At 32.9% G+C, this 25802-nt stretch carries 22 protein-coding genes and 1 pseudogene; 16 read left to right on the top strand and 7 right to left on the bottom strand.

The window, feature by feature from the left end:
• The first annotated feature begins 51 nt into the window (after nt 1-51).
• Together HNQ90_RS12800 and HNQ90_RS12795 are read left to right on the top strand one after the other, a co-directional pair.
• Complete coding sequence (locus HNQ90_RS12800) at nt 52-1086, top strand: DUF6090 family protein (RefSeq protein WP_144117443.1); 1035 nt, start codon at nt 52-54, stop codon at nt 1084-1086.
• Between the two features lie 109 nt (nt 1087-1195).
• Nucleotides 1196-1501 carry a hypothetical protein gene (locus tag HNQ90_RS12795; protein ID WP_144117441.1) on the top strand — a complete coding sequence of 102 codons (306 nt, stop codon included), beginning with the start codon at nt 1196-1198 and terminating at the stop codon, nt 1499-1501.
• A 356-nt stretch (nt 1502-1857) separates the two neighbouring features.
• Here HNQ90_RS12795 and HNQ90_RS12790 read toward each other — a convergent pair whose 3' ends face one another.
• Nucleotides 1858-2493 carry a response regulator gene (locus HNQ90_RS12790; protein ID WP_144117438.1) on the bottom strand — a complete coding sequence of 212 codons (636 nt, stop codon included), beginning with the start codon at nt 2491-2493 and terminating at the stop codon, nt 1858-1860.
• Between the two features lie 289 nt (nt 2494-2782).
• Between HNQ90_RS12790 and HNQ90_RS12785 the strand changes: the two genes are divergently transcribed.
• The 9 genes from HNQ90_RS12785 to HNQ90_RS12745 all read left to right on the top strand — a co-directional run bounded on the left by HNQ90_RS12785 (nt 2783) and on the right by HNQ90_RS12745 (nt 12015).
• Nucleotides 2783-3454 carry a C40 family peptidase gene (locus HNQ90_RS12785; RefSeq protein ID WP_144117436.1) on the top strand — a complete coding sequence of 224 codons (672 nt, stop codon included), beginning with the start codon at nt 2783-2785 and terminating at the stop codon, nt 3452-3454.
• Nucleotides 3455-3497: 43 nt separating this feature from the next.
• Nucleotides 3498-5045 carry a hypothetical protein gene (locus HNQ90_RS12780; RefSeq protein ID WP_144117434.1) on the top strand — a complete coding sequence of 516 codons (1548 nt, stop codon included), beginning with the start codon at nt 3498-3500 and terminating at the stop codon, nt 5043-5045.
• Nucleotides 5046-5133: 88 nt separating this feature from the next.
• Nucleotides 5134-6888 carry a carboxypeptidase-like regulatory domain-containing protein gene (locus HNQ90_RS12775; RefSeq protein ID WP_144117432.1) on the top strand — a complete coding sequence of 585 codons (1755 nt, stop codon included), beginning with the start codon at nt 5134-5136 and terminating at the stop codon, nt 6886-6888.
• A gap of 35 nt (nt 6889-6923) precedes the next feature.
• On the top strand, nt 6924-7640 hold the full coding sequence (locus tag HNQ90_RS12770; RefSeq protein WP_144117431.1) for a YEATS-associated helix-containing protein: 717 nt from the start codon (nt 6924-6926) through the stop codon (nt 7638-7640).
• Nucleotides 7641-7756: 116 nt separating this feature from the next.
• Complete coding sequence (locus tag HNQ90_RS12765; protein WP_144117429.1) at nt 7757-8866, top strand: DUF2891 domain-containing protein; 1110 nt, start codon at nt 7757-7759, stop codon at nt 8864-8866.
• 13 nt (nt 8867-8879) lie between these two features.
• Nucleotides 8880-9620 carry a 5-oxoprolinase subunit PxpA gene (pxpA, locus tag HNQ90_RS12760; protein ID WP_144117426.1) on the top strand — a complete coding sequence of 247 codons (741 nt, stop codon included), beginning with the start codon at nt 8880-8882 and terminating at the stop codon, nt 9618-9620.
• A gap of 6 nt (nt 9621-9626) precedes the next feature.
• Nucleotides 9627-10358, top strand: a complete 732-nt coding sequence (pxpB, locus tag HNQ90_RS12755; RefSeq protein ID WP_221279837.1) for a 5-oxoprolinase subunit PxpB — start codon at nt 9627-9629, stop codon at nt 10356-10358.
• On the top strand, nt 10351-11205 hold the full coding sequence (locus HNQ90_RS12750) for a 5-oxoprolinase subunit C family protein (protein WP_144117422.1): 855 nt from the start codon (nt 10351-10353) through the stop codon (nt 11203-11205). The genes pxpB and HNQ90_RS12750 overlap by 8 nt, the downstream gene beginning before the upstream one ends.
• A 66-nt stretch (nt 11206-11271) precedes the next feature.
• On the top strand, nt 11272-12015 hold the full coding sequence (locus HNQ90_RS12745) for a DUF6503 family protein (protein ID WP_172625908.1): 744 nt from the start codon (nt 11272-11274) through the stop codon (nt 12013-12015).
• A gap of 80 nt (nt 12016-12095) precedes the next feature.
• Here the strand turns inward: HNQ90_RS12745 and deoC are convergent, their stop codons facing one another.
• Together deoC and clpB are read right to left on the bottom strand one after the other, a co-directional pair.
• Nucleotides 12096-12842, bottom strand: coding sequence for a deoxyribose-phosphate aldolase (deoC, locus tag HNQ90_RS12740; RefSeq protein ID WP_420837400.1), 747 nt, complete (start codon nt 12840-12842; stop codon nt 12096-12098).
• Nucleotides 12843-13283: 441 nt separating this feature from the next.
• Nucleotides 13284-15893, bottom strand: coding sequence for an ATP-dependent chaperone ClpB (clpB, locus tag HNQ90_RS12735; RefSeq protein ID WP_144117420.1), 2610 nt, complete (start codon nt 15891-15893; stop codon nt 13284-13286).
• A gap of 261 nt (nt 15894-16154) precedes the next feature.
• Between clpB and ytxJ the strand changes: the two genes are divergently transcribed.
• The gene (gene ytxJ / locus HNQ90_RS12730) at nt 16155-16547 is read left to right on the top strand and encodes a bacillithiol system redox-active protein YtxJ (RefSeq protein ID WP_144117418.1); all 393 of its coding nucleotides are present in this window, start codon (nt 16155-16157) and stop codon (nt 16545-16547) included.
• Nucleotides 16548-16558: 11 nt separating this feature from the next.
• A complete protein-coding gene (locus HNQ90_RS12725; RefSeq protein ID WP_144117416.1) occupies nt 16559-16960 on the top strand; it encodes a gamma-glutamylcyclotransferase family protein in 402 nt (133 codons plus the stop codon).
• A gap of 61 nt (nt 16961-17021) precedes the next feature.
• Here HNQ90_RS12725 and HNQ90_RS12720 read toward each other — a convergent pair whose 3' ends face one another.
• Together HNQ90_RS12720 and fahA are read right to left on the bottom strand one after the other, a co-directional pair.
• Nucleotides 17022-18200, bottom strand: coding sequence for a hypothetical protein (locus HNQ90_RS12720; protein WP_172625907.1), 1179 nt, complete (start codon nt 18198-18200; stop codon nt 17022-17024).
• A gap of 522 nt (nt 18201-18722) precedes the next feature.
• The gene (fahA, locus tag HNQ90_RS12715) at nt 18723-20006 is read right to left on the bottom strand and encodes a fumarylacetoacetase (RefSeq protein WP_144117414.1); all 1284 of its coding nucleotides are present in this window, start codon (nt 20004-20006) and stop codon (nt 18723-18725) included.
• Between the two features lie 198 nt (nt 20007-20204).
• Between fahA and glyA the strand changes: the two genes are divergently transcribed.
• Nucleotides 20205-21476, top strand: coding sequence for a serine hydroxymethyltransferase (gene glyA, locus HNQ90_RS12710; RefSeq protein WP_144117412.1), 1272 nt, complete (start codon nt 20205-20207; stop codon nt 21474-21476).
• Nucleotides 21477-21678: 202 nt separating this feature from the next.
• On the opposite strand, the gene HNQ90_RS12705 is transcribed toward glyA, so the two are convergent.
• Nucleotides 21679-22581 (bottom strand): LysR family transcriptional regulator, encoded by a 903-nt coding sequence (locus HNQ90_RS12705; protein ID WP_144117410.1) that lies wholly within the window; start codon nt 22579-22581, stop codon nt 21679-21681.
• A gap of 93 nt (nt 22582-22674) precedes the next feature.
• Between HNQ90_RS12705 and HNQ90_RS12700 the strand changes: the two genes are divergently transcribed.
• Nucleotides 22675-23274, top strand: coding sequence for an NAD(P)H-dependent oxidoreductase (locus HNQ90_RS12700; protein ID WP_144117407.1), 600 nt, complete (start codon nt 22675-22677; stop codon nt 23272-23274).
• Nucleotides 23275-23288: 14 nt separating this feature from the next.
• Nucleotides 23289-23477 (top strand): annotated as a pseudogene (locus tag HNQ90_RS18135) (hypothetical protein); the annotation flags it as partial.
• Here the strand turns inward: HNQ90_RS18135 and HNQ90_RS12695 are convergent.
• Entirely contained in the window at nt 23478-25355 is a 1878-nt protein-coding gene (locus HNQ90_RS12695; RefSeq protein WP_144117405.1) for a serine hydrolase domain-containing protein, read from the bottom strand.
• Nucleotides 25356-25802 lie beyond the last annotated feature (447 nt).

Raw genomic sequence — 25802 nt, 5'->3', positions numbered from 1 at the left:
TAGATTTAGTAAAAATCTAATATAATATTAACTTCTTATTTTATAAGACTAATGATAAAATTCTTTAAAAATATCCGTAAAGCCCTATTGAATAATAAAAAATTTAGAAAATACCTGATTTATGGAATAGGTGAAATAGTACTTGTGGTTATAGGTATTTTGTTAGCGTTAGCTATTAATAATTATAATGAAAACAAAAAGAATAAAAACAAATCAATAGCTAATCTAAGGGAGATTCAAAAAAATTTAATTGAGGATGTAAAGTCATCTGAAATGATTAAGAATAGCTATTTAGAGACCTATTTTAGAAAAAAAGAAATTTTTGATTTTCAAAGTCCACTTACAATTGAAGATTTTGAAAATGGATTGTTTCCCAAAATAGGTGAATTTGCAAACCATTTTGTTATTGATCGTAGTGGATATCAAAACTTAATGAATCATATTGATGATTTGCCACATGAATTTCTTTTTTTACTTAATGATTTTAGAACACTTTACATAGATAATAGTAGTATAATTGATATTTATAATGCTCAACTATTGAATACGGTAAACTCGCATCAAAATTTTTTATCACATCAAGATTGGGAGGTTTATAGTATGAAATATGGAATTAAGTCAAAGGATGAAATTGATTATTATATCAATAATTATAAATATAAAAATTATGTACTCAAATATATTAATGATAAAAAAAACATATTCCTGAGAAGTCAACTCTATCGAATAATTGCTATAAAAACATATAAAAAAATTGATTCTTTACTTAAAATTGATGAAAGTAATTTTCCGGAATATTTACTAAATTCTATTAAAACGAAAGATTATGAGGGAAAACTAGGAATCTACCAATATAAAGGTAAAATAGATGGTGAAAGATTTTTTATAATGGACAATAAATTATGTAGCAATTATTATAATGGAACGCAAGTAGATTTTAGTAAGTCATTATTAATACATAGGAAGATGAATGATAGTCTGTTTATTACATTAAGTGATAAAAATCCTGATTTATGGCAATTTAATAAAAATAAGAAAAGCATTATACACCTAGGAAGTGATTTGGAGCTTATAAAAATGGATTAGAATTCCCGCTACCACTAGTTTGTAACTAATGGGGAATATTGCATTGATGGCAAAAGCAAGATGCGTGCGCTAGCGGGGTGAAAGTAATATAAATTAAAAAATAAAAATTATGAAAAGTTTGATTTTATCCATTCTTATATTTGGTTTATTGTTTAGTTGTGAAAATAATAGTAGTTATCAAGAGTCAATTTATAGAATGGTAGATAATGTAAAGCTTAGCCACATTAAGATAAATTCTTATAGCACTGAGCCTCTTTACGGTTTTACAATGCTAGAATCTGGTTTGATAGTTAAATATGCCTTTAAAGATGGTGAAGTTTCCGAATATATACCTTATGAAAAAATTGACAAGATAAGAATACTTAACTATTTGGAAACCAAAAGCTATACTGTGTTTATTAATTGTTCGGAATGAATAATATTGATTCTTACTAACCTTGGATAATTCTAGATATTTTTTAGTGGAGTAATGAGTAAATTCTAAAAAGTACTTTTTCCCCCGCTAGCGCGAGCGTCTCGCTCGTGAACATAAGAGTGTTTCGTCCTAAAAATTTCATCGCTACCGCTAGTTTCATAGTAGTGGCGTCAAGAGTAAGTTCGAAACAAAACATCTTTCAAATCTCACTATATCAAAATAATTAAAACTTTACATAAGCAAACCGGCAAAACAATTAAATTAAAGAACTTAATTTTGCAAACAGGTGTGTTAGGGATTGCAACGGTATTCTAGTTGCATAAGCGGATGGACTCTAGAGGGTAGAGTTCTTTTATCTAAGGGTTAAAAAGCTGGTTTCTAATAGCGTAGAGTACCAGTCCAACTCGGTTTTTTACATTAAACTTATTAAATAATGTATTGCGGTAGCCATCGATTGTTTTCGGGCTAAGAAACATTTTATCTGCAATTTCTTTATAGGTTTTATCTGTACAGGCGTAGTTTAAAAACTCCATTTCACGTTCTTTTAAAGCAGTCATGGGTTTTTCTTGACCATGAAGCGCATCAACAAGAATTTTAGAGACGTGTTCGGTGTGGTAATAGCCTTTATTTATGGTTTCGGTTAAGGCAATTTCTAAGGTGCTTTTTTCTATATCTTTTAATAAATAACTTTTTGCTCCTGCTTCTAGCATTTGTAAGACATCTTTTATTTTATTTTCTACAGAAATGGCTATTACCTTAATATTGGGGTACTTATCCTTAATGTACTTGGTGGCTTGTATACCGTTTAAAACAGGCATATTTACATCCATTAAAATGATATCTGGATGTTTTAGGGAGGCGTCTAATTTTTCTATAATTTCTTTTCCGTTATTGCATGAGTAACACACCTGGAAATTTTTAAAAGAATTAACCAAAGTACTCATAGCCTGAGCTAACAGTTGGAAATCGTCTACAACAGCTACATAATGCATAATTAATACGTTTTTATAGCTATTAAATCGTTAGGTTAAATGAGGAATAGTACAAATATAATAATTTTTTTGAATCGTAAGGTGTTAAAAGTCAATTATATATTGAGGTTTTTGTTAATTTTTTTATTCTTGTAAATGGGTACTTAGTACACGGTATTTAATAAAAAAAGGCTTTGCATAGTCATGGATCGTAAAATTTCAGGGTTTTTCCTGTACTTAAATAGGTTTTTTCCTCTTTTAAAGCCTTTATAATTAATTGAAATTGCATAGTGCATTAATCAATTTAATTATGAAGAATTTATTAAATGTGGCTGTTAATGAAGTGGGAGTTACAGAAATTAAAGGGATGCAGCATAATAAGCGCATTTTAGAATATGCAGAGCAATCCTTTTTTTCGTGGATAAAAGACGACGAAACGCCTTGGTGTAGCGTATTTATAAATTGGGTTGCTAAACAGGCGGGTTTAGATACCTCGAAGTCTGCTGCCGCACGCTCATGGCAAACTGTGGGTTTCGAAACTCAAGATCCAGAACCGGGAGATATTGTGGTGTTTTGGCGTGAAAGTATTAATTCGCATTTAGGCCATGTTGGTATTTATTTAGGATTCTCAAAAGATGGTACTCGTATTTATGTATTAGGAGGCAACCAAGGGGACGCGGTATCCATATCAGCATATCCAACCAATAGAGTTTTGTCTTTTAGAAGATTAACCAACACAGGTAATGCAAAACTTCCACCAAGTCCCTTGCGTAAAGGTAGTAAAGGAAATAATGTGGTAAAACTTCAAAACGCATTAAAGGTTTTAGGGTTTAATCCAGGAACTTCAGATGGTAGTTATGGCAATAAAACCGAAAACGCCATTAAGCAGCTGCAATCTACAAATGATAAATTAAATATTACAGGTATTTATAATGCAAGTACCAAAAAGTATATGGAAACCTTATTAGCGAATAAGGGTTAACACAGGAAATAAGCTATTAATTAATTATAAAAATGTAAATGTTATGCCAGATAATTTTGAACCTATTCCCGATGACTTCATGAATGTAATTTTTGGACAAGTCTACAATAAGTTAACTAACGGAGGTAATCCTAAAATGTTGGGACCTAATAATGCTGTATTATGGGAACCTGTTGCTACGGTTATTGACGAAGAAGCTTTCGATTACGCATTTAAAGGTTTTTTTGGTTCGCCAAAAACGGAAGAGAATGATTCCGATGAGCGATACAACGAATTGCGTAATATTAGCAAATACAGCAAGTATGCACATGCCGAGGAGTTTGCTAGAATAGCAGACCAAATACCGTCTTATATTCCAAAGTTAACCAAGGGGGGCGAGTCTCGAGAGTTTGCTGTTTTTAGCCCAGAACCAGACCACACTGTTTCTAATGTGTATTCTGATATTATGGAGTTTTCGGTCGTTAAAAACTCTAAAATAGATCCTAAGGTTGAAAAAAAATTAGAGAGTTTACGTAAGCAATTATTTAAAACCAAAAAGCTTAAAAATCCTGATTTTGATGAGGAAATGATTGAACATCCCGAAGATAACCCCAAATATATTTATCAGTCCTTTATATCGCCAATGTATGTTAAGTATTTAGAGTATGAAGCGAAATACGAGGAAGCCGAAGAAAACCTTACAGAATTGCAAATTCGTGTTAACGAAGGCGATTCTGAGGCTATGACAGAAATGAATATCAATGGTCGTAATATGATAAGAAAGCGCGATAGTGCGTTAAAGCGCTGGGAATCTTTAGGCTATAGAGGGAAAGTAGATAAAATAATGAATTATATAGACGAGATAGAAGCTAGTAATTTTATTACCATTAAAAAACGTTATGAGTCTGAGCTTTTGGCGGCAAAACGAACAGGTTTAGGTGGTTCAAATACTTATTTTTATTCTGCGCCGGTACCCGCTACTATTCTAGAAAATTCTAGTGGATGGACCAAATTTACCTTTAATAAATCGTCGTACGATTTAGAACGACGTAAAACAGCCCATAGCTGGTCGGCTAAAGCTAGTTATTTCGGTGTTTTTGGGGCAAGTACAAGTGGTAAGGTAAAAAACTCTAGCTCAGAATATAATTTTAACGATTTACAAATGAGTTTTAGGCTCTCTAAATGCTACGTTTCTCGCCCATGGTTAGGAACTACATTTATTAAATCGCGGTATTGGAAGTATTCGGACACCGGAAAAGAGGCAGTAAACAACCAAATGGTTAGCGATGGTAAAGGTGGTGGTTTAATGCCCGCTATTGTAACCGAACTATACTTTGTAAAAGATTTAAAAATTGGATTTAGAAAAGGAAGTAGCTCTTATAAAAAAGCCGAAAAAGAAATTAAAGGCGGTGGAGGTTTTGGCATTGGTCCTTTTAGAATTGGAGCCAAATATGAATATAATGATTCAAAAGTAAAAATGTCTGGCGAGAAAGAAGAACAAGGCGTAGAGTCTGATAAAATACTTCTTGTTGGGCGAAAAGTAAATATTTTAGATAAGGCACCTAGGCCATTAGAAAGTATTAAACCCGAAGATTGGGTTGAAGTAAACTAATCAAATAATCTGCTAAAAGAAACCCAACAAGGCAATATTAAAAAGGACTCTGTTGGGTTTTAATTTTTAAATCTATTATTCCTAGTATATGAAGTTTTATATCGCCTGTATTCAAAAAATTTATGAAACCGTTAAACCAAGCATGGTAAACTCAACCGACGAGTTTGTGGCCTGCCCTTCGCTTCGTGTTTTCGAGTCCTCAGACTTTAAGTTTTTGTCTGGTAAAGATCTCACTCAAAACGATTTTTTAAATAGCGAAGATGTGTCTATGCAATTTAATTCAATCTCAAACACCAAAGGATTTTGGGATATAGATCCAAATTTAAACCTATTCGATTTATATAAATCGCGCATTGCTCAACTTAAAACTAAAAACAAAACCATTTTAAAAAATGAATTAAAAAAAGATTTCGACTTACTTTATAATAGCGATGAATCGGAAACTGAAACGCTTCAAAACTATAACGAAAAGTTAGCAGAATACGACGATTTGCTAAGTCAATTTGAATCACTTGTAGAAACGTTTGATTCAGAGTTAACCGATGATGAAAAAAAGGCACTCTCACAACGATTAGATGTTATTGATAAAAAAATAGGTTTACATATTGCTCTTTGGAAATTAAACGGCCTTAAAGACACCGTTGATAATGCTTTAAGTAGGATAAATCATTTAAATGAATTCGACCAATTTCTTGTAGAGTTAAAAAATATTAGAAGCCATATTCAAAACGCCGAAAGCACCGGAATACAATCGTTAACCACCTTTTCTAAAACACAAATTGTGCCTTACGATTTTTATAGTAACGATTTTGCTTGGAGCTCTTTAGAGGTTTTAAATACAGAGCTAAATGGTTTGTTTTCAAATGCAAAAAAAAACTTAGTGGGTTTTAATGAAGGCCTTTTAGATTTTGAATATGAAGAAGATTTTATTGAAAAAGTTACTCTAAAATATTGTCTTATTAATATTAAGCGCCCTTGGTTTAAACCTGATGCCCTGCTTCACGATTTTGTAGAGCCAATTAAAACCAAAAGTGCTTTATATGCTAAAAAAATAGTACTAATAAAAGATTTAAGGGTTATTTTAAAGGAAGATTTAACTAGCGTTGAAAAATCAAATATTCAAAAAAATAGCATTATAAAGTTTGGTCCCATTTTTATGAAAAGTCAGCTGTTTAAAAATAAGACTTCCCGTAAAGATTTTATAAAGCCAATAACTAACAAAAAATTATATAAGGCCAACATTTTTTCTAAGATAGATGCTAAAATTATGCTTAAATCACCGCGAATAATGGCAGTAAACCCTAAGCTTATGGCACCGGCATTACTAACTAAATCAAAAATAAAAATGGCTACAAATAAAAAAGTAGCATCTCCTAAAGCCTTGCATGTTAATATGCGACCCATTGCTGTAAACAAAGCACAAGCTTTAAAGCAGAAAAGCATTACTGCAAAGCCACAGTTAGCACATTTAAAATTAGACCCTAAAAAGTTAATGTTTCATACAATCAACTGGACCAATATTACAAATCAATCTAATGTTCATTTTACCATTAAAGATAATTTAACCAATGAGCCGTTATACAAATCAGAAATATCTATCCAAAATCGTAGCACTAATTTTTATAAAGAAATTGAAACCGATGAGTCTGGTAAAATACTAGTTAAATTACCTAAAGGTGGTTACAATGTCAGTATAAGAAAAAATGGTTTTAAAGAACTTACGTTTACCCAAATTGTGCAAGAAACTAAAAATTTAAATATTTTAAAAAAGTTAGTACCAGAAGAAATTGTATACGATTCCTATTTTTTAATGGGGATAATTGGGGAGCAAGTTAAGCTTTAATAATTACCATATAAATTAATTTAAAATCACTCAACATGAAAGAGTCCAACCATATTAAAATTTTAATATCTATTGCTGTTATAGCCGGTGCAATGGGTGGTATTGGGAATTATTTAATGATGGATATGGAGGTAGATGATCGCACGAGTATTATAAAACCCATATTTTTAGGGATTATCGCGGCAGCGGTTTTACCCTTGTTTTTAAAACTAGTATCTAGTAATATTCTAGACTTTGTTGATGAGCATTTAAGGTTTAAAAACTACACATACTTTGTAAGTCTTTGTTTGTTGGCAGCCCTATTTGGCGATGTTTTTTTACAAGGTATTTACGCTAAAGTGTTTAATGAATTAACCGAAGAAATAGCAACCATCGATAAAAAGGTTGAAAGCTCTAATGAAAAAGCAGACTATGCGCTTTACAATATTAAATTAGAAAATGATAAGAAAAAAGATCTTGGTAGTGCTAAGGAAATAAGAGATCATAGAGATCAAAAAATTAGTGATTATGCTAAAGATTTTAAACTTAATAAAGCAGAGGCAGCTATACTTTTTGAAATTAAAGAAAACAAAATTTCCGAACCCGATGAATTATATAAATTGGGCGATAAAGCTGCTGTAGATAAAGCGCTTTCAAAATTTAAAAAAGAGGATTTGGTTAAAGAACTTGATTTGAATAATACTAAAGTTATTGTCCCACAAACTAAGTTTATGACAAACTTGAGTACCATGAAAAATTCGGCATCAAATTAATAGGTTCTTCTAGGTTGGATGATTACCAGTTGTTAATATGGTTTCAATTGTAGCTGCTACTGCTTAATCCCTTTAAATTCCTTTTTCATTAATAGATTTAATTATAAATTTATAACATGAAAAAGATTATAATTTTAATACTTACGCTTTCCGTTTTTAATTGTCAAAATAATCAAAACACAAAAACTGAAACCCCAAAACTCGAAATGAAAGCAGAACCTGTTGCATTGCTTAATATTGATCAAGCAAATGCATTAGCTAATTTACCCTTACAGTGTATAAATACCCAGTATCCAAACCGCTTATCACAAACCTTGGGTAGTCAAGCAGATTTAAAATCGCCAAAGCAATTACATCCTGCGTTTTATGGATGTTTCGACTGGCACTCATCGGTTCATGGGCATTGGAGTTTAGTAAGTTTGTTAAAATCCTTTCCAGAAATTAGTAATGCTTCAGCAATAAAACAGAAACTACTCAATAACATTTCAAAGGAAAATATAGCAGCCGAAGTAGTGTATTTTCAAGGAAAACACAACACATCTTTCGAGCGCACTTACGGTTGGGCTTGGTTATTAAAACTAGCCGAAGCATTGCATACTTGGGACAATGAAACGGCAAGACAACTAGAAGCAAACTTGCAACCATTAACCAACTTAATAGTACAGAAGTATATCGAATTTTTACCAAAGTTAAATTATCCACTGCGCGTGGGAACGCATACAAACACAGCCTTTGGTTTATCGTTTGCTTACGATTATGCGGTAACTGTTAATAACGAAGCATTAAAAAACGCTATTAAATCGCGTGCCTTATACTTTTTTACAGCCGATAAAAATTGCCCAATGTCTTGGGAACCTAGCGGAAGTGATTTTTTATCGCCATGTCTGGAAGAGGCGGCTTTAATGAAGCGTCTATTGCCTGTAAACGATTATAAAATTTGGCTGAATGATTTTCTTCCAGAATTAAAAAATAGAAATTATAATTTAGAAGTGGGTGTAGTGTCCGATAGAAGAGATGGTCAATTGGTGCATTTAGATGGAGTTAACTTCTCGCGGGCATGGAGCTTGAATAAAATAGCAGAAGGTCTGCCAGAGTATAGTCATTTAAAAAATATAGCAAATAAACATATCAATTATTCGCTGCCAAGTATTTTTGGCGATAGTTACGAAGGTGGGCACTGGTTAGGAAGTTTTGCTATTTATGCCTTGAATTCTAATCAAGAATAGCTAACTTAGTATAGTGGAGCATCAAATTATAGATATTAATGTAGATACAGGCGAGGGTATGGGTAATGAATCTCTACTTATGCCCTATATCTCGTCGTGTAATATTGCTTGCGGAGGACATGCGGGAGACCAAAACTCTATGCAAGAAGTGGTTGCGCTTGCTAAAAAACATAGTGTTAAAATAGGAGCACACCCTTCGTTTCCCGATCGAGAAAATTTTGGACGCTCTATTGTAGATATGTCTTGTGTAGCGCTATACACGGCTGTAAAAAATCAAATAAACGATTTATTAAACATTTTAAGGCGCGCGCATGTACCGCTTCATCATATAAAACCTCATGGTGCATTGTATAATTTGGCCGCAGTAGATGAAAAAACGGCAACTGTTATTGTTGAAGTTGTAAAAGCACTAGCATTACCCACCAAGTTATATGTGCCTTATAATTCTGTAATTGCTCAAGTGGCCATAAAAAACAATGTTGAAATTATGTATGAGGCGTTTGCCGATAGGAATTATAACGACGATTTAACATTAGTTTCAAGACAGGAACACAATGCTTTAATTACTAAACCAGAGGCTGTGTTCGAACATGTTTATGCTATGGTTTTTCATAAAAAAGTTAAAACTATAGCTGGTAAATTGGTGGTGCTTAAGGCGGACACATTTTGTATGCATGGTGATCATGCTGATGCTGTTAAATTAGTTTCAAGTTTAGTGGGGCGCTTAAAGGCCTTGGGCTATAAAATTAGATAATTAATATTGGGTTATAAACTTACATATAAGCCTTATGGCGAACATGCTGTTTTAATAGAATGGCCAAAGGAAATAGATACTGCTATTTTAAATGATTTGCTTCATTTTAAGGATTTAATATTAAAAAGAAAACTTAACACTATACTTGAGGTTAGGACTGCATATAATTCATTGTTAGTTATTTATCGATTAGAGATTGTTGATTTTAACACAGCGTTTATTGAGTTGCAAAATATTTACCAATTAAACACAGATGTTTTGAAAACAGAATCTCGATTATGGAAAATCCCTGTCTGTTATGATTCCCATTTTGGTATCGATCTTGAGCATATTTCAGAAGTAAAAAACTGTTCAGAGGAAAGTATTATTACGGGACATTTTACAGCTATTTATACGGTGTATTTTATTGGGTTTTTACCGGGTTTTTTATATTTGGGAGGATTAGATTCTAAGTTATTTACACCTAGAAAATCTACCCCACGATTAAAGATAGAAAAAGGAGCGGTGGCTATTGGAGGAAATCAAACGGGAATCTATCCACAGGAAAGCCCAGGTGGTTGGAATGTTATTGGAAATTCTCCTATTACGTTTTTCGATCCAACTAAAGAGCAACCATGTTTTGCAATGGCGGGCGATAAAATTCAGTTTTACAGCATATCATTACAAGAATACAACCAGATTAAAACCTTAGTGGAAGCCAAGGTGTTTCAGTTAGAAAGTGAGGTGCTATATGATTAAAGTACTAAAACCTGGTTTTTACAGTAGCATTCAAGATGTTGGTAGGTTTGGTTTTCAGCAGTATGGTGTACCTAGTTCTGGTGCTATGGATCAATACGCTGCAGCATTGGCTAATGGTTTATTAGGAAATTCTGAAAACGCCGCTGTTCTAGAAATAACTATTACAGGGCCAACATTACAATTTAATGGTGCCACCAAAATTTGCTTATCTGGAGCAGATATAAGTCCTAAATTAAATAATGTACCGCTATCCAATAATAAATTAATTAAAGTAAAGTCTAATGATGTGTTGTCTTTTGGGACATTACAAACAGGCGTGCGCTGTTATTTAGCTGTTTCTTGTGGTTTTCAAACAGAACCTGTTATGGGTAGCAGAAGTATGTATAAAGGTATTACGCCTCATCATGTGCTTAAAAAGCATGATGAATTAGAGTTAAATAGTGTAACAGTTGAAGCAGGTGAGCACAATTCTAGGCTTCGAATACAACAAAGCTATTTAGAATCAGCTGTACTTCCTTTTTTTAAAGGTCCTGAATTCGATTTACTCTCGGCTGTTCAACAAAAACAATTGCTTTCAACTAGGTTTACTATTTCAAAAGATAATAATAGAATGGCGTATCAACTAAATGAGCCCTTATCGAATACCTTAGAGGCTATAATAACTTCGGTAGTGCTTCCAGGAACGGTTCAATTAACGCCCTCGGGAAAACTCATTATTTTAATGCGAGACTGTCAAACTACAGGCGGGTATCCTCGTGTTTTACAATTAAAAGAAAGTGCTATAAATAGTTTAGCGCAAAAATTTACAGGACACGAGGTGAGCTTCCAATTAAATACGCAGTATTAATTAAAGTTTAACATAGTTTAATTAAGGTGTTGGCTACTTTTGCTACTAAGTTTAAAATTTAGAAATATGCTTAAAAACACGGTGTTACTTTTAGTTTTAATAGGTCTTAATTACAGTTGTAAGAAGCCTAGTGTGGATGCTGATGCTGTTATAAATCAATCTATTATGCTTTCTGGTGGCGAGCGTTTTAAAACTTCTACCATTGCATTCAATTTTCGAGATAAGCAGTATAGGGCTAAACATAACAACGGTAATTATGTTTTAGAAAGATATTTTACTACAGGTCATGATTCTATTGTAGATAGGCTTACTAATGATGGTTTTGAACGCTTTATAAATAGGCAACGGGTTGTTGTGCCAGATTCCATAGCTAATCTGTACAGTGCATCTGTTAACTCTGTGCATTATTTTTCGGTATTGCCTATAGGGTTAAATGCTGAAGCGGTTAATAAGCACTATGTTTCCCAAGTCTCCATAAAAGGGGAGCCGTATCATAAAATTAAAGTGACGTTTAATGAAGATGGAGGCGGAGAGGACTTTGATGATGTTTTTCTGTACTGGGTGCATAGCAAAACTTATAAAGTAGATTATTTAGCGTACTCATACCATGAGGGCAATGGTCTAGGAATGCGTTTCCGCGAAGCTTATAACGAACGTTATGTAAATGGTATCAGGTTTGTAGATTACAATAATTATAAGCCAATTTCTGAAGAAGCAACCTTATTAAATTTAGATGTTTTGTTTGCTGAGGATGAACTTAAAATGCTATCCAAAATAGAATTGGAAGGCGTACGAGTAAGCTATGAATAGTACAAAAAAACGTCTTTCAAATGTTCATTTGAAAGACGTTTTTTTATTGGATTTTACTGTCCAAAAAAAATTATAAATAATTAATGCTGAGCATTACTGTTTGATTGCATTGTTGAAGTTGGATTTTTGTGTAGTACCGTTTCAATATAATCTGTGTAAATTTTTGTGTTTCTAATTTGTCGGTTGTTACTTTTACTTTTTATTGCTTTAGAAGTACCAATTCTTTCTGCTCCGGCATCTATATATTTTAGGGCAGTTTCAAAATCATGTATACCACCAGAAGCTTTAATTTTAGCTTTATTTCTAATTGTTTTCTTAATAATTTTTACAGCTGTTAACGTGGCTCCACTTTTTGAAAACCCTGTAGATGTTTTAATAAAATCGGCATTGGCATCAACACATATTTCTGAAGCTTTTATAATTTCATTTTTATTTAATTCAGAAATTTCAAGGATTACTTTTAAAGGTGTAGATCCTATAGCTAATTTCACATCTATAATATCTTTTAAAACAAAAACATGATTTCTGCTTTTTAAATAGCCTAAGTTAATAACCATATCAATCTCGTCTGCACCATCTTCTATGGCTTTTTGGGCTTCAAAAACTTTGGCTTCTGTAGACATGTTTCCTAATGGAAACCCGACCACAGTACATATTTTAACGTTAGAATCTTCTAGTAGTTGTTTGGCTAAAGCAACAAAGCAACTGCTAATACAAACGCTGTAATATTTTTGGGTTTTTGCTACGTGACATAAGTCGATAATATCACGTTCTGAAGTGCATGCTTTTAATAGCGTAAAGTCAATGTAATTGGAAATATCCATCATTGTTTTAGTAGGTTTTTTTGTGTTATAAATTTTTTCTTAGTGGGAGAAAAAAAAATCAATTATTTTGTTTGTTTAATGCGTGTTTTGGGGCATACATTATTGCTAATTTATTAATTTTAGTTAATTAAACTGTGTTAAATTGTTAATTTTAGATTAAGTGCAATGCATATTTAATAATAACTAAATTTATGATAAAAAATTATGATTTGGATAATATTTTTTTTAAAGCATTATAGTTCTAGTGGTCTGTTCAGATTATCAAGGACTTGTGCGTAACATTAAAAATTAGCTAATTCAATTAATTGAACTTTTAAATAGTTTTAATGATTTGATAAAAAAAGCAACAATCATCTTAAACTAAGATTCATGTTGCTTTTCAACTAACCAACCATTAATTAGACTATGTGTACATTAAAATGTTACACGTAGCATTTTTTTTTATTAGAAATCTTCAGTTACTAGATCGCCTTGATTTCTAAAAACCAATTCGTTATCAAAAGCATCTAGTAAAATGATACTATCTGTTGTTACTTTTCCAGATAAAATCTCTTTGCTTAACTGATTTAATACATCCTTTTGAATGACTCTTTTTACAGGTCTTGCTCCATATTCTGGATTATAACCTTTATCGGCTAAATATTTAATGGCCTCTGGTGTAGCATCAAAAGTGATGCCTTGTTTTGCAATCATTTTTGTGATGCCTTTTATTTGTAATCCAACAATTTGTGCAATGTTGTCTTGCGTTAGCGGTGTAAACATGATAATATCGTCAATCCTGTTTAAAAATTCAGGTCTAACGGTTTGCTTCAATAACGCTAACACATCTACTTTTGCACCTTCCATTGCTGTTTCCACATTTTTTACAGCTTCAAAACGCTCCTGTATTATCTGGCTTCCCATATTGGAAGTCATGATAATAATGGTGTTTTTAAAATCTGCAATACGACCTTTATTATCTGTTAAATGACCTTCGTCCAATACTTGTAATAAGATATTAAACGTGTCTGGATGTGCTTTTTCAATTTCGTCTAAAAGCACTACAGAATAAGGTTTGCGTCTTACTGCTTCAGTTAATTGTCCACCCTCATCATAACCAACGTATCCTGGAGGTGCTCCAACTAATCTGCTAACTGCATGACGTTCTTGGTATTCACTCATATCAATTCGAGTCATCGCACTCTCATCGTCAAATAAGTATTCCGCTAAGGCTTTTGCTAACTCCGTTTTACCAACACCTGTTGTTCCTAAAAATAAGAATGTTCCAATTGGTTTTTCTGGGTTTTGTAAACCTGCACGACTTCGTCTTACAGCATCACTTACCGCAACAATAGCTTCTTCTTGTCCAACAACACGTTTGTGTAATTCTTCTTCTAATTTTAAAAGCTTTTCACGATCTCCTTGTAGCATTTTGGTAACAGGAATGCCTGTCCATTTGGCAACCACTTCTGCAATATCCTCATAGGTTACTTCTTCTTTAATTAACGAGTTTTCCGATTGATTAGCGGCTAACTCCTTCTGAAGTTTTTCTAATGCTTCTTGAGCTTCTTTAATTTTACCATAACGCAACTCGGCTACTTTTCCGTAATCGCCATCCCGTTCTGCTTTTTCAGCTTCAAGCTTAAAGTTTTCTATATCCTGTTTTCTATTTTGGATATTATCTACAACTTCTTTTTCGCTAATCCATTTGGCATTGATTTCGGTGCGTTCTTCTTTTAAATTTGCTAGGTCTGAACGTAAGGTTTTTAATTTACTCTCATCTTTTTCACGCTTAATGGCTTCAATTTCAATCTCTAACTGCATTATTTTTCTATCTAACACATCCAGTTCTTCTGGTTTAGAGTTGATTTCCATACGCATTTTTGCAGCAGCCTCATCCATTAAATCGATGGCCTTATCAGGAAGAAACCTATTGGTAATGTAACGTTGCGATAACTCCACAGCTCCAATAATAGCATCATCTTTAATACGTACTTTGTGGTGTGCTTCGTACTTTTCTTTGATTCCTCGAAGAATTGAAATAGCACTTTCCGTATCTGGCTCATCTACCATAACTTTTTGGAAACGACGCTCTAAAGCTTTGTCTTTTTCAAAGTATTTTTGGTACTCGTCTAAAGTTGTTGCACCAATGGCGCGCAGTTCTCCTCGGGCTAAAGCAGGTTTTAAAATGTTTGCAGCATCCATGGCACCTTGACCGCCACCAGCACCAACTAAAGTGTGGATTTCGTCTATAAACAGTACAATGTCTCCTTCACTTTCTGTAACCTCTTTTATTACAGCTTTAAGTCTTTCTTCAAACTCGCCTTTATATTTTGCACCAGCAATAAGTGCTCCCATATCTAATGCGAAAATTTGCTTTTCTACTAGATTTTCAGGTACATCGCCATCTACAATTCTGTGCGCTAAACCCTCGGCAATGGCTGTTTTACCAGTTCCTGGCTCTCCAACTAAAATGGGGTTGTTTTTGGTACGACGCGATAAAATTTGAAGGATTCTTCTAATTTCTTCATCACGACCAATTACAGGATCTAATTTTCCGTCTCTTGCTAATTGGTTTAAGTTTTTAGCATATTTATTAAGTGAATTGTATGTTTCTTCTTGACTTTGAGACGTTACTCTATCACCTTTTCTTAACTCTTCAATGGCTGCTTTTAAACCTTTTTCTGTTACGCTTTGGTCTTTTAGCATTTGCGCTATTTTACTTTTCGATTTAAAAACCGCTAAAATAAAATGCTCAATAGACACATAGTCATCATTCATTGCCTTAGCAATTATAGATGCTTCGTTTAGTGTTTTTCCAGCTTCGCGAGACAGCATTAAATCTGCCCCCGAAACTTTCGGGAAATTTTCTAATTGTTTATCCAATGCTTGTTCTAAGACATTGATATTAACATTCAATTTTTTTAAAATGAATGGTAGTACGTTTTCATCAACCTCGAAAATGGCTTTAAAAAAGTGTTCGTTTTCTATTTGTTGATGCCCATAATTTTGCGCAATTTGTTGCGCACGTTGTATGGCTTCTTGCGATTTAATTGTATAATTATCTGGGTTCATATATAATGTGTTTTTTATTTCCGCTAAAGCGAAAACCTTATTTTTATTATTGATTTCAAAGGGTATATTTCAATTACCTTACCAATAGTAATTACAAGACAAAATGGCTGTTTAGAGCTTATTTAAAATGACTTTTTGTCAGTTTAAGTATGATTGATATTTTAATGTAAGTTAACCAAAACCTTTCGACAAAATCAATGATATATATCATAATTATGATATTTTTGTTGAAATTAAAGCAGTATAAATTGCTAAAATAAAATGACTATGTTCGGAAAATTATTTGGGGGTTCCAAAACTCCAAAAGAGGAGAAATTATTACCATGGATTGCTTTAAGCGAATTATCGCAATTGGATGCTATAAGTGAAAAATCGAAAACGAAAACACAAGTTGTTTTTAAGCATTCTACGCGCTGTGGTATTAGTAGGATGGTGATGAAACAGTTTGTGGAAGCTTATGGTTTAACAGAAACTGATTTAGATTTATACTATTTGGACTTATTGAGTTACCGAGATGTTTCTAATGAAGTAGGATATAAATTTCAAGTCATGCACGAGTCGCCACAAATTTTAGTAATTAAGAATGGTGTGGCAGTAGCCCATGCCTCACATGGCGCTATTAATGAGTTGGATTTAAGTACATTTGTTTCATAATATAAAACGTTTTGAATTCGGATTATTTATTTGTTTATGGTACCTTATTGAAGGATACCACCAATAATGAGATGTCTAAATTTTTAGACACTCACGCTGAGTTTTTAGGTCGCGGATATTTTAAAGGGAGGCTGTACAAAGTGGCTTGGTATCCCGGTGCTGTAAATAGTGATAACGAATCGGATAAGGTTTATGGTGCACTTTTTAAATTAAACAATTTTGATTCTGTTTTTAAAGTTTTAGATGCTTATGAAGGAATAAGTGAAAATGATCCTGATTCTAGTTTGTTTAAAAGAGAACTTGTTACTGCATTTCTGGATGATGGAAGGACATTGAAAACCTGGGTTTATCTTTATAACCAATTGCTTGATGGTTTACCTTGTATTGAATCTGGGGATTTTTTAAAGTTATAATTTAGCACCAAAAAAATGTAAAAAAACCTCCCAAAATTTATGTTTTGGGAGGCTTTTTGTTTTATCTAATAGTATAGGCATTAATTATATCCTTTAGTTGTAGTTTTAAATCTTCTCCAGTATCGTAAACCATTTGTTCGTTGCTAGGGAAGGGTAGACGTCTATTGTTTAATAACTTTGTATCTTCATTATTTAATGCTCGTTTATCGCCTTTATATTTAGCAAAAACATGTTCGAATACAAACCCACTATCAATGGTAAAGGTATCTACAAGTTGGTTGCTTTGGTTATTGATATATACAACTTCTGCAATAATTTGGGAAGATTTAGTTTGTATGGTTTCATATAAACGAGCGCTTACTTTTATAACTTTTTCATGTTTAATATCGTTACCTAAGCTATCTTTTACGACATTACCTTTTCGGTCTTTTTCGTATTCCCATCCATCTGAAACCTCTTTTTCGCGTAAAAACTCACGCTGATTAATGCGTTCTGGAGCGATTTCTATTTGTTTTAAATTAAGGTTCATAGCATAATCGTAATTAAGGTTTGGTATTTGATTAGCGTGATATTCACTCCAAAATTTATTTAAACCGTAGGTTTCAAAATTTAATAAATCTGCTTCTAAACGTTGTGGTATAACTTGTTGAGTATCGTTATGGATAGATACTAAAATATAGTCTTTTCCTCTTTGGTGGGCTTCGGTTATAAGTTCTTTAGTGTTCTCGTAATTAGGACTTAAACGCTCTAAATAAGATAACTCCGTATGTGCTTGTTTTATATCCTGTTTATTTTCAGATTCCAAAAGATTTAAACCTTTTTCGTAAATGTAATCTGCTAGTTGTGTTTTAGAATCTATAATATTGTCACTGTAGTCATTAAATGAAAACGGAATGTCTTTTCCGTTTACTGTTAATGGCAAAATAGGCTTTATTGCATTTTGTCTTGCATTTAAATCTATGTATAACTCGTAAATTTTTTTAAATGTTTCTGGATTAGCGTCTTTTTTAAGATGTTCAATAGCTTCTAAATCGCGATTCACAACTTTATTATACGCATCTTGAAGCATAATTACATACTCATAATTACGTTTTTTATCCTTATTTTTTCTTAGTTTTTCTAAAGCTGTATTTATAGCACCATCATAATTGCCAGAATTAACTGCAATTGCAACTTGCTTTTTAGTGTTACAAGCTATGAGTAATAAAAATACAATTGAAAGAAGTAGTAGTTTTTTCATGGGTTAATTGTTTTGATTATTTGGTTACTGTTTCAATAGTGGTGCCAAAATACGAACTTTATGTATGAAATGTTTATTTATACGATAAAGTGTTATTAAAAATCTTGTTTTGTAAACTTAATATTACTTTTTATTAGTGACTAAGAGTTTTTTGAATGTTCTAGTTTAGTTGTAAAACTGTGTTTTAATGTCTATTAGTTTGGTTTTAAGACTATGAGTTTTTCTATTTTTATTAATATGTAAAATCAAATTGTCAACTTTATAGTTTGTAATTATAGTCGGTATAGTTTGAATTTAAACAAAAGCCTTTGCAACTAATACATGTTGAAAATCCATTAGTAACTGGTTTTTGCTGGTTTACCCGCGTTAGGGATTGTAATGAATAGCCCACAGCCTGACGAAGGAAGTGCGAGGACTAGTAAAGGAAAGCCCGACCCTTGTGGTAACGCCCAAAAAAATAAAACGCCCTTAAACAGTAGTCTAAGAGCATTTTTGTATTTTAAGTTTTAATGTATTAAATCATTATTTTTTAGTATAAATAGGTAATAATTTATTAGCAACTTTACCAAAACCAATGCGCGTACCATCCTTTTCGCAGTAGCCTCGCATAATTACCGTATCGTTATCGTTTATAAATTTACGTTCTGTACCATCTTTTAACTTAATAGGTTTTTCGCCTTTCCAGGTTAATTCTAGCATAGAGCCGTAACTATCTTCGGTTGGGCCAGAAATAGTTCCGCTACCCATCATATCGCCAGAATTTACAGGACAACCATTAATAGTATGGTGCGCCAACTGTTGCGACATGTTCCAGTACATGTATTTAAAGTTGGATTTGCTTACTACGTTTTCTTTAGCACCTTGAGGTTGTATGGCCACTTCTAAGTTAATATCGAAACTCTTTTTACCTTTATATTTAAGGTAATTTAGCTGTTTTTTTAATGGTTTAGGACTCTCAACGCGGTAAGGTTCTAAGGCATCTAAAGTCACAATCCAAGGTGATATTGACGATGCAAAGCTTTTAGCTAAAAATGGTCCTAATGGCACATATTCCCATTTTTGAATATCTCTTGCACTCCAATCGTTAAGTAAAACTAAACCAAAAATATATTCTTCGGCTTCGTTAATAGGAATAGGTTCGCCTAAATCGTTAGCATCGGTAGTAATAAACGCCATTTCTAGCTCGAAATCTATTAGCTTACTTGGTCCAAAAACAGGCTCTGTTGCACCGTTTGGAAGCGTTTGCCCTTGCGGACGGTGTATAGGAATGCCCGATGGAATAATAGAACTACTTCTACCATGATAACCCACCGGAATATGTAACCAGTTTGGTAAAAGCGCATTATCGGGGTCTCTAAACATGGTTCCAACATTGGTAGCATGTTCTATGCTGGAGTAAAAATCGGTATAATCGCCAACTTGTACAGGCAATTGCATTTCAATTTCGTCCAAACGAAACAGAATGGTTTCCTTATGTTTTGTGTTGTTTTTTAGGGTGTCGTTTTCGGCATCAAAAATTTCTGCGATTCTATTTCTTACGGCACGCCATGTTTTTCTGCCATCGGCAATAAAATCATTTAAGGTGTCTTGTAAAAAAATATCATCGGTTAGTGGGATACCATCAAAATAGCCTAATTGATGTAAAGCCCCTAAATCTATGGCTGTATCTCCAATTCGAGTTCCGATAGTAATAATATCGTCGCGCGTTAAAAATACACCAAAAGGGATGTTTTGTATAGGGAAGTCTGAGTTTTTATCAACGTGTAACCACGAAGTTCTATCAGGATTATTTGCGGATAAGGACATAGCTTATTTAGTTAATGGGTTTAGTATTCTTATCAAACCTAAACATTTTTTTTATTTTAACTGAATAAAACAGAAAAAATATATAGAAATATTAACAGTTAATAAACCGTTGAAAACTTAAAACAATTCTACTTTTTTTTAATACTTATAACTAATCTATTTGCTATTTTTGCACATTATTTAAATAAAACTCTATTTATGCAACGCGACGAACAAATTTTTGAACTTATTCAAGCAGAAAAAGAACGCCAATTACATGGTATTGAACTTATTGCATCAGAGAATTTTGTAAGCGACCAAGTTATGGAAGCTGCAGGCTCTGTGTTAACAAACAAATATGCCGAGGGTTACCCAGGAAAACGTTACTATGGTGGTTGCGAAGTCGTGGACGAAGTAGAGCAAATCGCTATCGATAGAGCAAAAGCTTTATTTGGAGCTGTATATGTAAACGTACAACCACACTCTGGTAGTCAAGCTAACACAGCGGTTTACCATGCATGTTTAAATCCAGGTGATAAAATTTTAGGATTCGATTTATCTCACGGTGGTCACCTAACACATGGGTCGCCAGTAAACTTTTCAGGTAAATTGTACAACCCAGTATTTTACGGCGTAGAGCAAGAAACAGGTGTTTTAAACTACGATAAAATTCAAGAAATTGCCACCAAAGAGCAACCAAAGCTAATAATAGCAGGAGCTTCAGCATATTCTCGCGATATCGATTTTAAACGTTTTAGAATTATAGCAGATAGCGTTGGTGCAATTTTAATGGCCGATATCTCGCATCCTGCAGGTTTAATAGCAAAGGGTATTTTAAACGATCCATTACCACACTGTCATATTGTTACAACAACAACTCATAAAACATTAAGAGGGCCAAGAGGCGGTATGATCATGATGGGGCAAGATTTCGAAAATCCTTTCGGAATTAAACTTAAAAACGGAAGCCTACGTAAAATGTCGTCTTTATTAGATTCAGCAGTTTTCCCAGGAAATCAAGGTGGACCATTAGAGCATATCATTGCAGCAAAAGCAATTGCATTTGGCGAAGCTTTAACCGACGATTTTTTAACCTACCAATTACAAGTTAAAAAGAATGCATCAACTATGGCAGATGCCTTAGTAGCAAAAGGCTATAACATTATATCTAACGGTACAGATAACCACTGTATGCTTATCGATTTACGTAACAAAAACCTATCTGGTAAAGATGCGGAACAAGCGTTAGTAAAGGCAGATATTACGGTAAATAAAAACATGGTACCGTTCGATGATAAATCACCATTTGTAACCTCAGGAATTCGTTTAGGCGTATCTGCGGTAACAACACGTGGTTTAAAAGAAGACGATATGAGTGCTATTGTAGAGCTTGTAGACGAGGTTATTACAAACTTCGAAGACGAGGCCGTACTAGAAGCCGTAAAAACAAAAGTAAATGCTATGATGAAGGATAAACCTTTATTCGTATAAGCAAAACCAAAAATAATTATTTTAAAAATCCTGCTGCAAAGCGGGATTTTTTGTTTTGGGCGCTACCCGAAAAGGGGCGGGCTTTACACTATATCTTTTTTTGCCATTTATGGCAGCAAAAAAAGGATGCCGCTACAATCCCTAGCGCGGGCAAGTCAGTATTATAAGTCCATAAGTAGCAGGTTGTGTTTTGTCCTGCTACTTATTTCATTTTTGATGTAAATATAGTCTTAATGATATCTAATTCTTTTTTGTATTTTAAATCTGTTCTAGAAGCAAAATATAAGGTGTTTTCCGTTTTTACGGTTCCTTCCCAAACCAAATGTATTTCGTTTCTTAAAATGTGTTCTCTACATAAAAAATCAGGAACCAATGCGAGTCCGTTTCCATTGTTTAAACATCTTATAATAGAAGTAATATTTGGTAAAATATAGTTTGGTTTAAAAGCAGGTTTCTTATTAAAATTCTCAAACCAAAAACGTCTAAAATGTTCCATTTCGTTGGATGAACTATACCAAACATTTTGGAGTAGCTCGTTTTCTAAATTGTTTAAATCATTAGATGTAATGTGTTGTTGAATAGCAGTTACATTAGTCTTGTTTCCTGCTATTAAAACAATTCTTTCTTTTGAAAACGGAATATATTCAACCAAAGATTTTTTTTCACTCTGTTTTCTGGGTGTTATTACTAAATCTAAAATGCCATTGTTTAAATCTTTTATTAAATCGGTATGCGCTCCAAATCTAGCAACTAGATCAAAGTTTAGTTTGGGGATTTCGGGTTCAATAATAAGCTGAAACATTTCAGAACACATTCCAATGTTTAGAGATGGATTTTTCTCTTGCGTTGTTTTTTTAAAATGCTGTTCTGCTATTTCAAGTTTTATTAAAGATTCAATAATATACTCATATAAAAATTTGCCATCCTCGGTTGGAATCATTTTTCTGGACGTTCGCTCAAATAATTTTTTGCCCACATAAGCCTCTAGAGCATTTAAATGTACGCTAACTCCGGGTTGAGAAGCATATAAAGCAATAGAAGCTTTGGTTAAGGTTCCATTTTCATATATTTCTTTAAATGTTCTATACCATTCTAAATTCACCATAACTATTAAAATATTTATACAAAGGTATGATTTGTATTATTTTTACAATAATAAGTATTGCTTTAATTTTGGCTCAAATAAAATAAGAGACAAATGAAAAATATATTTATAATTAATGGAAGTCATCCATTTGCACATTCTGGAGGAAAATTTAACGAAACACTTTTTAATAATACGATTTCATATTTTGATACGGTTAAAGAATTTGAAGTGAAATCTACTCAAGTAGGCGACAATTATAACGTAAAAGAAGAAGTTGAAAAATTTAAGTGGGCAGATTTAATTATTTATCATACACCAATTTGGTGGTTTCAAATACCGTTTGGATTTAAAAAATATATAGATGAAGTGTTTACCGAAGGTCATCAAAATGGAATTTATGCCAGTGATGGAAGAAGCAGAAAAAATCCAAACATCAATTACGGTACTGGTGGTTTAATGCACGGAAAAAAATATGTGCTTACTACTAGCTGGAATGCACCAAAAACCGCATTTACTTTAGAAAACGAATTTTTTAATCAAAAAAGTGTAGATGATGGTGTTATGTTTGGGTTTCACAGAATGAATGCTTTTACAGGAATGGAGTTATTAGCAACACATCATTTTCACGATATGGAAAAAAATGCAGATGTTCCTTTGGAGTTGGATAATTACAGCACTTTTTTAAATAATTTAATGGTTAAAATTATGTAGCCTTTTTTTTTGGACGAAGCCTGTTTAATAGCATTTTAGCTAAAGGAAAGCGTGCTAAGTTAGTATTAAAAGCAGTAGCGAATAAGTTGTTTAAACAGGCTTTTGCCATTGCAAAAAACGGATTGCCTTATAATGAAAACTTTGTTTCAAAATTAGCTTTAAGTTACTTGTTTTTTAATTCAGTTCTTTGTTGGCAACAGTAATTATTTCCAAGTAGTTAAGCCAATGAATCCATTAATTCCCAGATAAATTGTACTTAATATAAGGGCGAAAGTCATTAGTGCTAAGTATATATTTAATATTTTAGATTGAGATTCCTTCCATTTTTTAATATAAAAGTATAGTGCGCTAATTGAAAATACCCCAAAACCTAAAGTCAATAAAAAGATAAGTAATGAAAGCCACGATACCGAAAAAAATGTTTCCGCTTTTTCGTAAAAATCTTCTATACCAGACGCTTCACCTGATGAATATACAGCACCTACTATTACAATAACAACAACCGAAGTAATAGCAAGTAGACCCATTCGCAAAACTTTATTTGATATGAACTTCCGTTTTTTTACTTTGGCTATTATCCAGCGACCTATGGCTACAAAAGGAATACTAAATAGTAATGTAATACAGGTAAAAAATAAAATCAGATTGAACCATATCTTAACTTTGGAAATTTTCTCCCAATTACCATCTGTTTCTCCTCTTTGGATAACCTCATTACCTAGCACATCTTTTCCTCTGTACAAAGACCATTTCTTGGTAGTTGGACTGTGGAAATAAGGTCTTTCATTTCCATTTTGATATAATAGATACTTATGGTCATTAAATGCCTCATTAAGATGTAGTCCTTCTCCATCCTTGGAAATAGTGTAAAATTGGAAGAGTTTTTCAAAAGGTCTTAAATATGCGTGTTCAGAATTGATAGTTCTATAATACCCTATCCAAGACTCATCTTGAAGGCGGTCATCAAGTTCAGGTTTCCATTCTTTTCTGTCGTATAAAATTTCATTTATAACTAATTTAGTTACTTCTGAAACTATATCAAACTGATCATTGGTCATTGCTAAGAAAACGCCTCTATCATAATCATTAATGATAAGAAAGTTAGTCCCAAACGTAGGTGCAGAGCCTCCGTGACTAAACATAGGAACACCTTTTATAGTATAATGAAATACGCCTTTTCCATATTCAGAATGGGAATGATCTCCAATAGGATTACTGGATAAGGTACTTTCAGAATATAGCATCCGCTGTATTGTTTTTGGCTTTACCAATTGTGTACTATCTACTTTACCATTGTTTAGGTAGAATTGTAAATAGTTTGCCATATCACCTGCAGTGGTAAAAATTCCAGAGGCTGGCATATCTACAACAGGCTTGTAAATAAGATTATTGTCACCCATATCTGTCGCAAGCCGTCCCTTAAGTCTTTCATCTGTTGTATTGAGTGTTGTTGAATACATTTCTAATGGTTCCAAAATGCGTTGGGTTATAAAATCTTCATAAGATAATCCTGATAACTTTTCTATAACATAGCCTGCAACGCTCGGGCCATCGTTTGTGTAAGAATAAAATTGACCTGGTGGATATCGAGAGACTCTAGAATCAGGAAAAGCTTGTAAAACTTCTAAAGTACTCTTACCATTTCTGTTGTAAAAAAACTGATGTAATTGGTCTTTGTCCCAACCTGTGGTATGTTCTAAAAGATGAATTATTCTTATAGGATATTCTTCTTCCCACTTATTTGTATATTCTACTTCTGGTGCAATATCCTTCAACTTATCTTCCAACTTTAGTTTACCTTCTTCTACTAGCATCATAATGCCTAATGCAGTAAAACTTTTAGTAATTGAAGCTATATTGAAATACGTTTCATTTGTAATGGGTAAGTCATTTCCATTTTTAGTACCAAATGCAGTTTGATGTAGAATACTGTCTTTAGAAACGACGACCATTTGAAACCCATCAACATTGTTTTGTTTCAATATTGAATCAATTTTTGGTTCTAGTAATTCAAACTTATTTTTTTGAGCTTGAGTTGCCGTTGAAATCAGTATGAGAATTAAAATGGTTAGTTTTTTCATTGTTTTGGTTTATTGTTGCCAACGTTTATGTATAAGGATAGTTGCGGGTTTGTATACGAGGATTTTCCGAAGGAAAATCAGACGTTACAAACACGCAACGACCTTTGATTAAGCACTAAACCGCAATTAATTTTATACGGCTTAAGTTTGATTTTTAATAAATCTATTAATTTTAGTAGATATAATAGAAAGAACAAAAGAGAGAATTAAGGTTACTTTATACGGTGAAGCCTAGACTTCGACAACATTGATAATCCTCTCTCTTTTACTACTTTAATCACGTTCAGTTCTGTGAGACTTTAGATCTCGTTTTCAAGTTGTTGTGAAACCAGTAGCTAGTTCTTTCATAAATCATTTCTTATGAATAAATATAAAGAAACTTTTGGAATTGACATTAGTAAAGATGTCTTTGATGTTCACGGTAGTTCAACTGGACATAATCAGTAC

The sequence above is a fragment of the Algibacter amylolyticus genome (assembly GCF_014202225.1).
GTDB classification, from domain to species: domain Bacteria; phylum Bacteroidota; class Bacteroidia; order Flavobacteriales; family Flavobacteriaceae; genus Algibacter_B; species Algibacter_B amylolyticus.
This window is presented reverse-complemented; position numbering and strand designations above follow the sequence as displayed.

What these genes read in the sequence shown, in the direction of transcription:
- HNQ90_RS12800 (WP_144117443.1), top strand. Translation starts at nt 52, where the DNA reads ATGATAAAATTCTTTAAAAATATCCGTAAAGCCCTATTGAATAATAAA.
- HNQ90_RS12795 (WP_144117441.1), top strand. Translation starts at nt 1,196, where the DNA reads ATGAAAAGTTTGATTTTATCCATTCTTATATTTGGTTTATTGTTTAGT.
- HNQ90_RS12790 (WP_144117438.1), bottom strand. Translation starts at nt 2,493, where the DNA reads ATGCATTATGTAGCTGTTGTAGACGATTTCCAACTGTTAGCTCAGGCT.
- HNQ90_RS12785 (WP_144117436.1), top strand. Translation starts at nt 2,783, where the DNA reads ATGAAGAATTTATTAAATGTGGCTGTTAATGAAGTGGGAGTTACAGAA.
- HNQ90_RS12780 (WP_144117434.1), top strand. Translation starts at nt 3,498, where the DNA reads ATGCCAGATAATTTTGAACCTATTCCCGATGACTTCATGAATGTAATT.
- HNQ90_RS12775 (WP_144117432.1), top strand. Translation starts at nt 5,134, where the DNA reads ATGAAGTTTTATATCGCCTGTATTCAAAAAATTTATGAAACCGTTAAA.
- HNQ90_RS12770 (WP_144117431.1), top strand. Translation starts at nt 6,924, where the DNA reads ATGAAAGAGTCCAACCATATTAAAATTTTAATATCTATTGCTGTTATA.
- HNQ90_RS12765 (WP_144117429.1), top strand. Translation starts at nt 7,757, where the DNA reads ATGAAAAAGATTATAATTTTAATACTTACGCTTTCCGTTTTTAATTGT.
- HNQ90_RS12750 (WP_144117422.1), top strand. Translation starts at nt 10,351, where the DNA reads ATGATTAAAGTACTAAAACCTGGTTTTTACAGTAGCATTCAAGATGTT.
- HNQ90_RS12745 (WP_172625908.1), top strand. Translation starts at nt 11,272, where the DNA reads ATGCTTAAAAACACGGTGTTACTTTTAGTTTTAATAGGTCTTAATTAC.
- deoC (WP_420837400.1), bottom strand. Translation starts at nt 12,842, where the DNA reads ATGATGGATATTTCCAATTACATTGACTTTACGCTATTAAAAGCATGC.
- clpB (WP_144117420.1), bottom strand. Translation starts at nt 15,893, where the DNA reads ATGAACCCAGATAATTATACAATTAAATCGCAAGAAGCCATACAACGT.
- ytxJ (WP_144117418.1), top strand. Translation starts at nt 16,155, where the DNA reads ATGACTATGTTCGGAAAATTATTTGGGGGTTCCAAAACTCCAAAAGAG.
- HNQ90_RS12720 (WP_172625907.1), bottom strand. Translation starts at nt 18,200, where the DNA reads ATGAAAAAACTACTACTTCTTTCAATTGTATTTTTATTACTCATAGCT.
- fahA (WP_144117414.1), bottom strand. Translation starts at nt 20,006, where the DNA reads ATGTCCTTATCCGCAAATAATCCTGATAGAACTTCGTGGTTACACGTT.
- glyA (WP_144117412.1), top strand. Translation starts at nt 20,205, where the DNA reads ATGCAACGCGACGAACAAATTTTTGAACTTATTCAAGCAGAAAAAGAA.
- HNQ90_RS12705 (WP_144117410.1), bottom strand. Translation starts at nt 22,581, where the DNA reads ATGGTGAATTTAGAATGGTATAGAACATTTAAAGAAATATATGAAAAT.
- HNQ90_RS12700 (WP_144117407.1), top strand. Translation starts at nt 22,675, where the DNA reads ATGAAAAATATATTTATAATTAATGGAAGTCATCCATTTGCACATTCT.
- HNQ90_RS12695 (WP_144117405.1), bottom strand. Translation starts at nt 25,355, where the DNA reads ATGAAAAAACTAACCATTTTAATTCTCATACTGATTTCAACGGCAACT.